Origin of the sequence: Microcoleus sp. bin48.metabat.b7b8b9.023 (genome assembly GCF_013299185.1) — a bacterium.
Classification (GTDB): domain Bacteria; phylum Cyanobacteriota; class Cyanobacteriia; order Cyanobacteriales; family Microcoleaceae; genus Microcoleus.
In genome coordinates this window covers 1-12,718 of the sequence record NZ_JAAFKG010000013.1, presented here as the reverse complement: position 1 = coordinate 12,718, position 12,718 = coordinate 1, and the positions used below count along the sequence as shown (strand labels likewise).

General features: G+C 44.2%; 12 protein-coding genes and 1 pseudogene. 7 read left to right on the top strand and 6 right to left on the bottom strand.

Features of this window, described 5'->3' with window-relative positions; translation table 11 throughout:
* Positions 1-464: 464 nt before the first annotated feature.
* The 4 genes from QZW82_RS10030 to QZW82_RS10015 all read left to right on the top strand — a co-directional run bounded on the left by QZW82_RS10030 (position 465) and on the right by QZW82_RS10015 (position 5,370).
* Positions 465-3,983: a response regulator gene (locus tag QZW82_RS10030; RefSeq protein WP_293147587.1), complete on the top strand. Its 3,519-nt coding sequence runs from the start codon at positions 465-467 to the stop codon at positions 3,981-3,983.
* A 262-nt stretch (positions 3,984-4,245) separates the two neighbouring features.
* On the top strand, positions 4,246-4,692 hold the full coding sequence (locus tag QZW82_RS10025) for a hypothetical protein (protein ID WP_293147585.1): 447 nt from the start codon (positions 4,246-4,248) through the stop codon (positions 4,690-4,692).
* Positions 4,689-5,207, top strand: coding sequence for a helix-turn-helix transcriptional regulator (locus tag QZW82_RS10020; RefSeq protein ID WP_293147583.1), 519 nt, complete (start codon positions 4,689-4,691; stop codon positions 5,205-5,207). The genes QZW82_RS10025 and QZW82_RS10020 overlap by 4 nt, the downstream gene beginning before the upstream one ends.
* 4 nt (positions 5,208-5,211) lie before the next feature.
* Complete coding sequence (locus QZW82_RS10015) at positions 5,212-5,370, top strand: hypothetical protein (protein WP_293147581.1); 159 nt, start codon at positions 5,212-5,214, stop codon at positions 5,368-5,370.
* Positions 5,371-5,523: 153 nt separating this feature from the next.
* On the opposite strand, the pseudogene QZW82_RS10010 reads toward QZW82_RS10015, so the two are convergent.
* Positions 5,524-5,808, bottom strand: a pseudogene (locus QZW82_RS10010) (type II toxin-antitoxin system RelE/ParE family toxin); the annotation flags it as partial.
* 32 nt (positions 5,809-5,840) lie between these two features.
* Complete coding sequence (locus tag QZW82_RS10005; protein WP_293147579.1) at positions 5,841-6,107, bottom strand: hypothetical protein; 267 nt, start codon at positions 6,105-6,107, stop codon at positions 5,841-5,843.
* Positions 6,108-6,134: 27 nt separating this feature from the next.
* Here QZW82_RS10005 and QZW82_RS10000 point away from each other — a divergent pair, with 27 nt between their 5' ends.
* Positions 6,135-6,266, top strand: coding sequence for a hypothetical protein (locus tag QZW82_RS10000; protein ID WP_293147577.1), 132 nt, complete (start codon positions 6,135-6,137; stop codon positions 6,264-6,266).
* A 31-nt stretch (positions 6,267-6,297) separates the two neighbouring features.
* Here QZW82_RS10000 and QZW82_RS09995 read toward each other — a convergent pair whose 3' ends face one another.
* The 3 genes from QZW82_RS09995 to QZW82_RS09985 all read right to left on the bottom strand — a co-directional run bounded on the left by QZW82_RS09995 (position 6,298) and on the right by QZW82_RS09985 (position 8,203).
* A complete protein-coding gene (locus QZW82_RS09995; protein WP_293147575.1) occupies positions 6,298-6,861 on the bottom strand; it encodes an AHH domain-containing protein in 564 nt (187 codons plus the stop codon).
* 91 nt (positions 6,862-6,952) lie between these two features.
* Positions 6,953-7,420, bottom strand: coding sequence for a hypothetical protein (locus QZW82_RS09990; RefSeq protein ID WP_293147573.1), 468 nt, complete (start codon positions 7,418-7,420; stop codon positions 6,953-6,955).
* Positions 7,421-7,651: 231 nt separating this feature from the next.
* Positions 7,652-8,203 carry a hypothetical protein gene (locus tag QZW82_RS09985; RefSeq protein WP_293147572.1) on the bottom strand — a complete coding sequence of 184 codons (552 nt, stop codon included), beginning with the start codon at positions 8,201-8,203 and terminating at the stop codon, positions 7,652-7,654.
* 324 nt (positions 8,204-8,527) lie between these two features.
* Here QZW82_RS09985 and QZW82_RS09980 point away from each other — a divergent pair, with 324 nt between their 5' ends.
* On the top strand, positions 8,528-9,898 hold the full coding sequence (locus QZW82_RS09980; protein WP_293147570.1) for an NB-ARC domain-containing protein: 1,371 nt from the start codon (positions 8,528-8,530) through the stop codon (positions 9,896-9,898).
* Between the two features lie 300 nt (positions 9,899-10,198).
* Positions 10,199-11,053, top strand: coding sequence for a glycerol acyltransferase (locus QZW82_RS09975; RefSeq protein ID WP_293147568.1), 855 nt, complete (start codon positions 10,199-10,201; stop codon positions 11,051-11,053).
* 693 nt (positions 11,054-11,746) lie between these two features.
* Here the strand turns inward: QZW82_RS09975 and QZW82_RS09970 are convergent.
* Entirely contained in the window at positions 11,747-12,664 is a 918-nt protein-coding gene (locus QZW82_RS09970) for a hypothetical protein (RefSeq protein ID WP_293147566.1), read from the bottom strand.
* Between the last annotated feature and the right edge of the window lie 54 nt (positions 12,665-12,718).

The window sequence follows — 12,718 nt, the reverse complement described above, 5'->3', positions numbered from 1 at the left end:
GCAAATCCACTCACGATCGGGACGATTATTCCTATGTATTATGAGATATCCAGAGGGCAGTTAAAAGTTGCGGATTCCTATTTTCACGCTCAACATAGAGGTGAGGGGTTAAGGACACTTCCCGCAAGACGAGATTCTTGTGAATATCATTAAATAATAAAATTGGGGTGCACTACAGGCAACTGTGGCGATCGAAGAATTCGGAATTGAAAACCCATAAATTAAAAATCAAGGTTGATTCTTGCCTCGGCTAACTCACAACAACTTCAGATTCACGAATTTGTGTGACACCAGTTTCAAAAAATAATGCAACTGCAGGCAAACTCCAAACTCTTATGCCATAAGTCATCCCAATCGAAAATCACAAATCGCAAATGGTATGACTCGTGCAATTGAAACCTGCGAATTCTTTTTTTCAACAGACTTATTAAATCGAACTGCCCCGGGGCACAGGAGAACGGTGCATGAATTCCCAATCAAATCCTAAGCTCAAACTTCTAATCGTCGATGACGAACCGGATAACCTCGACTTGCTTTACCGCACATTCCATCGAGACTATAAAGTGCTCAGAGCCGAATCTGGCCCCGCTGCCCTCGAAATTTTGGCAAAAGAGGGAGAGGTTGCTGTGATTATTTCCGATCAGCGAATGCCAAAAATGAGCGGTACAGAGTTTCTCAGCCTGACTGCGGCTCAATACCCCGATGTGATCCGAATTATTTTAACTGGCTATACGGATGTTGAAGATTTAGTTGAAGCTATTAATGCTGGCAAAGTATTCAAATTCGTTACCAAGCCTTGGGATGCTGAAGAACTCAGAGCTCTTGTCAGTCAAGCTGTTGATACTCACAATGTCCTGAAAGCCCGCACTAATGAACTCCGCAGGGCTCTCTCGCAAGAATCGCTGCTTTATGCCGTTACCAATACTATTCGATCGGCTCCCAATTACCAGCAAATGCTGCAAAGAATTGTGGAAACTGTCGGGCAGATGTTTGAGGTGAGTTGCTGTTTGCTGCGGCCGTTCCAAGACGGCCGGGTGGCTGATGAGTGGTTCGTTTACCAGAAGGCGGAAACTAAAGGGTTGCGGAGCGATTTTGAAGCTAGACGAGATGCTTCTAGCGCCAGACTTTCGCCGGATTTGCTGCCGGATTTGGTTTGGGAAACTCTGGATGTGGAGGTGATTCAAGATGCTCAAACTGACGATCGAGTTTTAAGCTGGGACAATGAGCAGCGATTGCAGGCTTACCAAGCTGCGAATATTCGATCGAGCTTAATCGTACCGCTGTTTTACCAAATGGAACTGATGGCAGTCTTGGCGCTGCACCAGTTCGATCGACCGCGCCAGTGGGAAGACTACGAGGTACAGTTAGTAATTACGGTGGCAGATCAAGCGGCTTTGGCCCTTTCTCAGGCCAGGGCTTACGAACAGGTGCGGGCGCTGGCAAAGCGCGAGACCTTAGTCAATACTATTACTACGGCAATTCGATCGAGCCTCGACCCCCAAAATATTTTTGCAGCGATTACTCAACAACTCGGCCAAGCTTTGCAAGTTGACGGCTGCGCCCTATCTCTGTGGACAGAAGATGATGAATATGTCCAGTGCGTGGGGCTCTACGACACAAATAGGGATACCGTGGATGTCAAACAAAGTTTTAGCAATCTAGAGGTAGTTGCGAACCGTCCTGGCCCTGGAACTGCTGCTGAGAGTGCTGCTGGAAACCCTCGCGACTGGGTTTTTGCTCATCCTTCCATGCCGCAGTCTTTGGTGCCGATTCGCGGCAATCCGGTACTGCTGCAAGTTATGCTATCAAAAGAGCCGGTGGCGATTGAAGACCTCAACGAACGCCCCGATTTAAATGTTACAGAACTGCAAGTGCGATCGCCAGCCAGGGCTCTGTTAGTCGTTCCCTTAATCTCCGAAGGCAAAATCATCGGCAGCATTTCCCTGCGCCAAAATTGCAGCACCCGCCGCTGGAACCTCTCAGACATTGACTTGGCTCAAATAGTTGCAACTCAAGCTGCTTTGGCGGTGCAGCAGTCGCGCCTCTACCAGACTACCAGACAGCAGGCAGAACGGCTCTTGGAAGCCGATCGGCTCAAAACCGAATTTTTCCAAAATATCTCCCACGAATTCCGCACCCCTCTCACCCTAACTATCGGCCCTCTAGAATCAGCTTGCGGCCGCAAAGAAGATTTACCCTACGAACAAGCCGTCATCGCCTTGCGTAATTCCCGCCGCCTCCTGCGCTTGGTAAATCAACTGCTGGACTTGCAGCGCCTAGATGCAGGACGGATGCAGCCGAGTTTTCGCCCGTGCGATTTAGTCGGTTTCTGTTACTCTACGGCAGAGTCTTTCCGCGCCTACTGCGACAAAAAAGGACTGCACTTAATTACCCAACTGCAAGACTGTCCTTTACTTTATTTAGATATTGAAAGATTTGACAAAGTTATTTACAACCTGCTATCAAATGCTGTCAAATTCACCCCAGAAGGGGGAACAATCACCCTCACAGTTGAACCAGCGGGCGCTCACTGCTTGTTGCAAGTAAAAGACACCGGCATCGGCATTCGCACCGAACAAATTCCCTATTTGTTCGAGCGCTTTCACCAAGCCGAAGGTTCTGCGAGCCGTTCCTACGAAGGCAGCGGTTTAGGTTTGGCACTTGTCAAAGAATTAGTCGAACTCCACGGCGGTCAAATTTCCGTCGATTCTGTTTACGGCGAAGGTACTACTTTTAGTATTTGGCTGCACTTCGGTTCGACTCATTTGCCCCCAGAACGGGTACTGGAAATCCCCGCCGAGTTTCACGCATCCAAAGCTGCGGTGGAACTGGCAGATGTCGAAGCTGATTTATCGGAAGATGAAGCAGAAAATCATAACTTTGAGGCTCTAGAACCGATAAATTCTGAAACAGTAGCTGGCACGGTTTTGGTGGTTGACGACAATCCAGATTTGCGCTTTTATGTGTCGGAAATTTTGCGAGAGTCAGGCTTTGCAGTTTTGCTCGCCCGCAACGGACAAGAAGGATTTGCCGTGGCAAAAAACCGCCGTCCCGATCTAATTCTCACGGATTTGATGATGCCTGTAATCTCGGGTTTGGATTTGATTCGGATGATTCGACAGGATGAAGAATTGCGGGGAACTCCGGCAATTTTGCTAACTGCTAAAGCCGATGCAGATACTCGGATTGAAGGAGTAGAACGGGGTGCTGATGCTTATTTATCGAAGCCTTTTAACGATCGCGAATTGTTGGCAGAAGTGCGGAATTTAATCGCCCTCAAGCAAAACGAGCGGCGAGTGCAGCAGTTGAACAATTATTTAACTGAGTCGGTGCTGCGCCGATTTTTGCCGCCGTCGATGGTGAAAGCCGCTGCGGCTGGAGATTTAGCCTTGGATTTGCGCCCGGAACCGCGATTGATTACTATTTTGTTTAGCGATATTGTCGGTTTTACTCAAATGGCAAATACGCTGCGCTCGCGCCGGGTAGCTGAGCTGTTGAATGAATATTTGGCGGCAATGACTAAGGCTATTTTTGACAGTGGCGGTACAGTGGACAAGTTTGTGGGAGATGCCGTAATGGCTCTCTTTGGCGCGCCGGAGGAACTAACGCCAAACGAGCAAGTACGCCGCGCTATAGCTGCTGCAAGGCTTATGCTGCGAGCTCTGAAGCAACTTAACGAGCGCTGGTTGGAGCAGGGAATTGTGGGGGAAAATGGGGTGCCTCCGGTGCGGTTTCGGTGCGGTATTCACCAGGGTACTGCGGTGGTGGGGATGTTTGGCGGCCCAGATCGATCGGATTATACTGCGATCGGGCCGAGCGTGAATATTGCCGCCCGTTTGCAAGAGGTGGCGGAACCAAACTCTGTGCTGATTTCGGCGGCGGTTGCAGATTATGTTGAGGAGAATCGAATTGTTAAATATAAGCCGCTGCAACTCAAGGGAATTGATGAAACTGTGTTGACTTTTATGCTGAATTGTGATTAGTCATTGGTCAGAAATGCTGTCCCCGCTCGCGAACATTATTAGTTGTTGATTTGGTATGACGAGTCTCGATCGCTATGAGTTTTGATTGGCGATCGAAACTCGTACAATCATCGCAGTATTTGGTATTTGGTGTCAAGGGCGATCGGGCAATGCCTTCCTCTACACCTATAACGAGTCTGTCATCTGGATAGTGGTGAGTTATAATGATAACTATGGTAAGATCAAGAGACGAATCGTTAATGTGTGAAATGAGTGTGAAAGAGTGATTCCAGAATTCGATGAAAACGGCAATCTACCACCGGGAGTTCATTTCTGTGAATGGGAGGAGTTTGAGGAGAGATTTGGTACGAATTTTAAAAGAGAGAACCTGATACGGGGTTTGAGACTGGCAATGACCCAGTTAAAAGAAGCGGGTGCTAGAACTATCTATATTAATGGTAGTTTTGTTACCATAGAACCAAACCCTAATGACTTTGATGCTTGTTACGATCGCGAAACTGTAGATAGGGAGTATTTGAGAATGAATGCTCCTAGATTGTTCAATCATTCCGATCGAAATGCCCAAAAAGCTAAGTATAGAGGGGAGATTTTTCCCTCCGACGAACCTGTAGGCAATTACGGCGACAATTCCTTTGAATTTTTTCAAAAGGATAGAAAACACAGGAAGAAAGGAATTATAGCGATAGATTTAATGAGGTGGGAACCATGATTAAAGATGAACTAGAGTATGAAGTCAGCAAAGAATGGGTCGAGAAATTCAACAAAACTCTAGCAGCAATGGAGCGGGATGAAGAAGCAAAAAGGAAGGACTTTCTCAAATGGGATGCAGGTAGAGGCTCGATCCAGCGCCATTTGGATCAATTGCATGAAGAAATAGCGGAATATGAAAGATTGATGGCGTGGGACAAAAGCAAGCCGATCGAAATTGTAGTTGAGGATTTCAATAGACTGTCAGAGGCTTTAATTAAAGCTAGGATGGCTGCCAAAATGAGTGAAGAAGAACTAGCGAAAATTTTGGATATTGACCCAGAACGCATCAAGGAATACGAGAAAAGAAAATATCAAAATGCTAGTCTGATGGAAATTCTTGAGATTAGCTTGGCTTTGGGTTTGGAGTTTAAAACTGCTGTGATGCAGGTGGATTTTGAGGAAATACAGGCTATTAAAGAAACAGCGGAAAGATGGCGCAAACGAAAAAGGGAGAAGGCAAGTAAAACAGCCTAAAGATTTGGATAATTTGGTCAAGAAAACTGCTGAATATGTCGGGTTGGTTGGCGGTGAATTAGATAAGGGCGATCGCTCTTTCATTTTAGGCGATCGGTCATCAGAAAGAAGAAAGGGCGATCGCACTCCGCGCAATCATGGCAGTGTTTGGTATTTGGTGTGAAGGGCGATCGCTCTTTCATTTTAGGCGATCGGTCATCTGAAACAACAAAGGGCGATCGCTCTTTTTTAACTCAAGCATTGCAACTCGTAAAATCATCGCAGTATTTGGTATTTGATTTGAAGTGCAAGATTTTTTATTGACTATTTGATACGACTACTCTGGTGGATCGATATCTAAAGGCGCTTGACGGCGGTGGCGAATGTGTAATATCGCGACGGTATCCTCCTCCACCACAAACAGAATCCTATAGTTTCTTCCTTTTCCAACCCACAGTTGTCGAATTTCCCTACCAATAATGGCAGCTTCGGGTGCGACTGAGCAACGGTAAGGAAACTGTTGTAGAGATGCGATCGCGTCTTGAAGCTCGTAATACCAATGACTTGCAGCATCAGCACTTTGATAATCGCACATCCAACGGTAGGCAGTTTCAATGTCAGCAAAGGCGGGTGGTTAAATTAGGACTTGATAACTCATAGACGGGGAGGTATGTTGAACTGCTGCTGTAGGGCTGTCATAGCTCGATCTACTGGTATTCCTTCACCTCGATCGAAGCTTTCAAGTCCTTTGCGAATGCCGATGATTGCTTCGAGGTAATCGATGCGATCTAGCAGTTGTTCGTAGGTATTGAGTTGGGGGTGTAGAGGCGATTTGAGCGATCGCACCAAGCTGAGAAGATCCGCCAGCACTTCGTCAGGGGTGCTATCGATTTCTTGGATCAGGAGTTCTTTGATAGTCATCGTGGCATCTGGTGGAGGATTGATACTTTGATTATAACGAGTGTCGATCGATATTTTATTTTAGGCGATCGGTCATCTGAAAGAAGAAAGGGCGATCGCGTGGGGGTGAGAAACTGGCTTTCTGAACAAAATCTTGGCTGGGATGCTTTAGTTATATGAGAAACCCGGTTTCTTGAAAAAGGGGCAATTTTTAATTAGACTTAGGCTTTTTTTTGAACATATTAAAAAGTGCTTCACTATACCAATCTCTTATAGAAAGTTCTTCCTGTACCAAATCTTCTAAATCATCTCTAATAGCAGCTATAAGCGATAGTACAGTTCGCTCAACTTCGCAAGGATTATTATGAAATTTATAGTCAACAAGATGATTCCATTCATCTCGAAGGCGCTCAACTATCATTTCAGAATAACCTGATTTCTTTCCATGAAATGACTTATGAATTTTTTTAGGCAATGGAATTATATTTTCTGCCCCATTCATATTTATATTTGTTATTTTCACTGCCTGTTTTATCAGTTCCGATTTATCCCAAAGATGCACTGGAATAATATGATGGTCTATGAGTTCTGTAGTTTGAGGCGTTTCTCCTCGTTCGAGAGCTTTAGCTATTTCTGGATCTATTTTCTCAGATATATGCAAATGCGAGATCAACATAACAAGGTCTAATGGTGAACTAAGTTGCTCTCTCTTTACAATTTTACCTGTTTTAGCATCTTTGATAAGAAACTCTTGTGCATATTGATCGTACATCATCGAATACTCACCAGGCTGAATATTGTACCTGTTATGAAAGACGGAGCCTGGTGTAACCACCTGATTTGTCCACTGTCCCATTCCCATGAGATTACCCTAATTCACCACTAAGTAGTTTCAAAAGCAACAGAAAAAGTATTTCAAGTTCGTTTATATCCAAATTATCTCTCACAACTTGAGAGCGCAGTTTTGAGCGATCTAAACCTTTGATTTTGCGGATAACTCTTTTCTCTTCAGGTTCTAGCTTATTGCCATTTTCAAGTTCTTCAAACTGTTTGTTAAACTGATTAATAAGGTCTTCAACCGTAGCATTCTCTAACTTGTTTCGGAACTGATTTGGATCGAATTCAGGTTGCTTCTTATCCCAAGGAGCAGGGATAGGATTACGACCATCACCTAACCAAAGGTCAAGAAGCCAAAATATTACTCCAACTGAAAACATTGAGATCCAGAACCACCATTTGATGATTTTTCCAAGAACTTCAAAGACCTTACCTGATATTTGCAGGAACTTTTCGCTGAAATCTTTTGCTTTTTCTGGCTTTCGATTCTCGGTCATCTTACCTCCTAAGTTTGTGGCTTAAGTGAAAACTAAAAGTGGATCAATATTTGTAAGTGGAACTGAAAGTTAGCATGGGGCGTGTTCCCGAAGGGTGTTATAGGCGATCGCTATTCGTATAATCTTTACATTAGAATAGTAGAAATGGATAAGATTGTGAGTGGAAAAAGAGGTTGGGTTTCCTTGCTTCAACCCAACCAATAAGTAAGGGCGATCGCACTACGAATTTTGCTAACGTATTGCGGGATCGTTATGAACCAGGAAAGTTGTTTCCCAATTGTTGTTGTGAGGAACTACTCGAACCATAACAGGAGATCCACGGAAAGGATTTTGACAATATGTCTGCTGATTATGTTGAGGCGATCCAATAATACATTTTTGCTGGAGTGTGTTTAATCGCTTTCCATCATCTTTGAATTCTACTTCTCCACCAACACTAACAACCTGTGTTTCTATTTTAGCAGTTACTTTTCCAGAAAATGATGCCCCTTGAATCTCTTGAGCAGTGTACCAGAAAACATCAGCCCCACTTCCACCTTTATATTCAACAGCGAGAGCATTACCGTATGTCCATGTCACCGACGGGAAATAACAAGTGACACGTTCTCGATTACGTCCGCTTCGACAAGTTCCCTCTTGAGGGCTATCAATTATTCCAGGAGCTCTTGATGACGCAGAGATAGAGATAGCCGAAGTAGTCACTATCAATCCTGCGATTAGTAATGAACGCATTGAAAAGGTGAAAAACCGCCATACTCGATTTTTTTGATATGCTGTTTTCATTTGCTGGTTCCTTTTTTGACGGATAACTATTTTTTCTATTCTTAGTGGAAATCAATTTTGAAAGCTAATCCTTAATTAGACAGCCACTGCGTTAGAATACACCATTAAATTGGATAGAACTGCAACTAATCAATCCTTACGGTGACGCTTTATACTTCTCCTATAATCCCTATAAATCAAAGCTTTGTCTAGCCCAAAAATGTTCAACTTTGTTCCCAGTCTGCCTCCAGCGATCCTTAATTTAATTTAAATTTGTATCAAAATGTATTAAAATGTAGTAAAATTCGAGCTATAATACAAGCCAACTAATAGTTGCTGAGCCAAATGAACCTAAAAGAAGCGTTAAAACTAGCAGACAAAATAGTCTTCGAGAAAACTGGTGCACACCTAGACGACGTACAGGAAGCGGTACTAAAAGGCACTGTAGAACGTGAAACATACAAGCACATAGCCAAAGATTTTGACTGTTCAGCCAGTAGTGTGAGGAAAGTAGGCTCAGAATTATGGCAGATACTTTCAGAAGAGTTAGAAGAAAAAGTCAGTAAAACGAATTTTAGAGCAGCTATGCAGAGGTTACAAAACTCGAATCTTTTAAACTTTGCACAAAACGTGACACAAAATGTGACAGGTAGTTTCAACATTTGTGGAGAAGCTAGACACCCGCCAAACATACCAAACTCACACCCACCAAATCAACAAACATCGCATCAAGATTTAAGCGAGATGCCGGAATTAGGTGCTTTCTTCGATCGCACTTCCGAACTCCAAACCCTCACAACCTGGATTTTACAACAAAACTGCCGCCTCATAACCCTCACCGGCGGACTCGGCATCGGCAAAACATCCCTAGCAGTCCAACTCGTACAACAAATCAAAGACGAGTTTGAATGCGTCATTTGGCGGAATCTCGACACATCCCCCACCCTCGGTGAATTTGAGGTCAACTTAATCCAGTTTTTCTCGCACTCCCAAAAGCAAGATTCCCCGACAACTAACCAGAAAGCATTACCCCTAATTAAATATTTACAAAAACATCGGTGTTTAGTAGTCTTAGATGACATTCACAATTTGTTCAGCAGCGGCGAATTAGCAGGAAAATATAAACCAGGATACGAAGAATATCGCTCTTTATTTAAACAAATAGAAAAATTATCCCATCAAAGTTGCTTCCTGCTAATCGGTTGGGAACCACCCAAAGAAGTTCCTCAACTCACCAGCGAAAATACTCCCATTCGTATTTTACAACTCACAGGCTTAGACACTGCGGCCGCGCGGGAAATACTCCGAGATAAAGGATTAACAGAAATCGAGAACTGCGAAACACTCATTCACCGCTACCAAGGCAATCCGTTATGGTTAAAAAGCGTGGCGACTCTGATTCAAGAGTTGGGAATTGGCGCGACTGAGTTATTGTTAAATGATACCGTATTGTTGCCAGAAGATTTGAAAGATGTTTTGCAGCAGCAGTTTAGTCGCTTATCGGAAATAGAAAAACAAGTCCTCTCCTTGTTTTGTCGGGAAAGTGAACCAGTCAATTTGACAAAATTACTAGAATATGGCACTATGCGATCGCCAGATTTGCTCAATGCCCTACAATCTTTATCGCGGCGTTGCTTCATTGACAAAACAGAAAGTTTTTATACTTTGCCACCTGTCTTGAGGCAGTATAGCCTTTCTCAAAAATATGAGGTATAACTGACACCACACACAATCCTTAAACTAAGAGGGCTGAAGCCCAACAACATACCTTATCTTTCTGAGAACTGCTGTATGTCCAAGAATTTATGATTTAACTGTTAAAAATCGCTTAATATGGTGTTGACTTTTCTCGGTCTTTTGCTGTACTATGAGAATGTATATAGGATAATGGAAATAGTGAGTTTTTTATTTTTAAGTCTCCAATTCCCATTATAAATAAAGTATATGTCAATTTCCAAGAATTTGCAATACTAAAACAATACTTTTTTGCCGCCGATCGCACTTAAGCACCAATCAATGAAATATTCTGCATCCAGCCCCAGAAACAACAGCCAAACATCTCGCTTTGACGGTTTATCTTTGGACGATCGCAATCCCGACTTCATAAAACTAATGCTGCCGCTCTGGGAATGGCTGTACCGCTACTATTTTCGCGTCCAAAGCGACGGGTGGCACCACGTCCCCGCACGCGGAAAAATGCTGATTGTCGGCTCTCACAACGGGGGAATCGCCGCTCCTGATATGTTTATGTTCCTATACGAATGGTTCCACAGGTACGGTACGGAACGCTTGGCCTACGGATTGATGCACCCGACGGTTTGGGACGTTTCTGCTGATATTGCTGGTATGGCGGTGCAGTGCGGTGCAATCAAAGCACATCCGAAAATGGCGATCGCAGCTTTGCGAAAAAATGCCCCGGTTCTGGTGTATCCTGGTGGCGCCGAAGATACTTTTCGTCCCTATCACTTGCGTAATAAAATCTACTTTGCCGGACGTAAGGGATTTATTAAGTTAGCATTGCGAGAAGAAGTGCCAATTGTACCAATTATATCGCACGGTGCCCACGATACTTTAATAGTTTTGGCAGATTTGTACGAAGAAGTTAAGCAATTGCATGAATTGGGGATGCCGTGGTTGTTGGGCATCGATCCGGTAGTATTTCCGGTGTATTTGGGATTGCCTTGGGGGTTGAGTATTGGGCCTTTGCCAAATCTGCCTTTTCCCGTGCAAATTCGGACTCGCGTGTGCGAACCGATTGTGTTTGAGAGGTACGGTAAGGAAGCTGCGGGCGATCGCGATTATGTTGATGCTTGTTTCGATCGAGTTACCACCGAAATGCAACGGGAATTAGATTGTTTGGTTGGAAATTGAGAATTGCCTAAAGTATAAATACACAGGTTTGTAGTAAGGACTTCAGTCCTTTGTCTGAGGGATTTTTATCAGTAATTTTGTAGTTAAAAGTTCGGTCTCGTCGAGTTTTATGAGGACTGAAGTCCTCACTACGAACCTGGTTTGTAGTAAGGACTTCAGTCCTTTGTCTGAGGGATTTTTATCAGTAAGTTTGTAGTTAAAAGTTCGGTCTCGTCGAGTTTTATGAGGACTGAAGTCCTCACTACGAACCTGGTTTGTAGTAAGGACTTCAGTCCTTTGTCTGAGGAATTTTCATCAGTAAGTTTGTAGTTAAAAGTTCGGTCTCGTCGAGTTTTATGAGGACTGAAGTCCTCACTACGAACCTGGTTTGTAGTAAGGACTTCAGTCCTTTGTCTGAGGGATTTTTATCAGTAAGTTTGTAGTTAAAAGTTCGGTCTCGTCGAGTTTTATGAGGACTGAAGTCCTCACTACGAACCTGGTTTGTAGTAAGGACTTCAGTCCTTTGTCTGAGGAATTTTTATCAGTAAGTTTGTAGTTAAAAGTTCGGTCTCGTCGAGTTTTATGAGGACTGAAGTCCTCACTACGAACCTGGTTTGTAGTAAGGACTTCAGTCCTTTGCCTGAGGAATTTTCATCAGTAAGTTTGTAGTTAAAAGTTCGGTCTCGTCGAGTTTTATGAGGACTGAAGTCCTCACTACGAACCTGGTTTCCCGATCGCCTTTACCGCAATTCTAGGATGAAAAAGAATCGTCGGTGGTTCAATCATGTGTAGCACTTCCAAAAAAGCTTGACAAACTTTCGCATCTGTAGTCAACGCTTTTAACACCAGATCCATGTAATTAATTGTCAGTCGCGCAGCCAGGTTTGGTTTCGCACCCTCACTTCCCCGATAGCGCGAATCCTGACTGATCGCAAACGTCCAAGGAATAGTATGCAATTTTGCAAGTTTTTGTTGAAAATGTCGCCCAAAGCTTGTTAAATCGCCTTCAGGATACCGCTGACGCTGTTTTTGCAGACATTCATCCAGCATCAAAGCATCCAATCCAGCAACCGTCATTCCTTGCCCGTAAACTGGGTTGAAAGCACAAACTGCATGGCCGACAATTACCAAGTTTTCAGGATAACGGGATAGGCGTTCGTAGTGGCGCAAACGGTTTTCTGTACCTCGATAACTATACACAGGTGCGATCGCCTTTGCATCTTTAATCGCATCATAAATCACCGGGGTTGGCAGACTGCGCGCAAATTCTACAAAACCTGCTGCGTCTGCGGGCGGATAATCGCGATCGCCCCCGCCGAGAGTCACCAGCCAGCGATTCCCCTCGATCGGGAAAATTGCACCGCCGCGAGTGCGAAATGGCGGTGCAGTTGACACAAATACAGGCGCTGTATCTGACAATTTACCGCTGGATTCATAGATGCGGGTAGCATAGCCGACAAAAGCATTGATAACTGTTTCTGGCGGAGATTCATAGCCGAGTTTTTTCAACCATTTAGGTGTTGACGAAACTTTGCCGCTAGCATCGACTACTAAATCCGCGCTAGTGTCATGAATTATTCGCGGAGATGACAGGAGCGATGAAAAGCCGCTAAAACGAGAAGGTACCGCCATTTCCCGTAATTTGCCATGACGATTTTAGAGCGAGAAGCCCAGATTTTACGAGTC

Bases quoted from the DNA above. Each gene is read 5' to 3' on its own strand.
- QZW82_RS10030 (WP_293147587.1), top strand. From the start codon at position 465: ATGAATTCCCAATCAAATCCTAAGCTCAAACTTCTAATCGTCGATGAC.
- QZW82_RS10020 (WP_293147583.1), top strand. From the start codon at position 4,689: ATGATTAAAGATGAACTAGAGTATGAAGTCAGCAAAGAATGGGTCGAG.
- QZW82_RS10005 (WP_293147579.1), bottom strand. From the start codon at position 6,107: ATGACTATCAAAGAACTCCTGATCCAAGAAATCGATAGCACCCCTGAC.
- QZW82_RS09995 (WP_293147575.1), bottom strand. From the start codon at position 6,861: ATGATGTACGATCAATATGCACAAGAGTTTCTTATCAAAGATGCTAAA.
- QZW82_RS09990 (WP_293147573.1), bottom strand. From the start codon at position 7,420: ATGACCGAGAATCGAAAGCCAGAAAAAGCAAAAGATTTCAGCGAAAAG.
- QZW82_RS09985 (WP_293147572.1), bottom strand. From the start codon at position 8,203: ATGAAAACAGCATATCAAAAAAATCGAGTATGGCGGTTTTTCACCTTT.
- QZW82_RS09980 (WP_293147570.1), top strand. From the start codon at position 8,528: ATGAACCTAAAAGAAGCGTTAAAACTAGCAGACAAAATAGTCTTCGAG.
- QZW82_RS09975 (WP_293147568.1), top strand. From the start codon at position 10,199: ATGAAATATTCTGCATCCAGCCCCAGAAACAACAGCCAAACATCTCGC.
- QZW82_RS09970 (WP_293147566.1), bottom strand. From the start codon at position 12,664: ATGGCGGTACCTTCTCGTTTTAGCGGCTTTTCATCGCTCCTGTCATCT.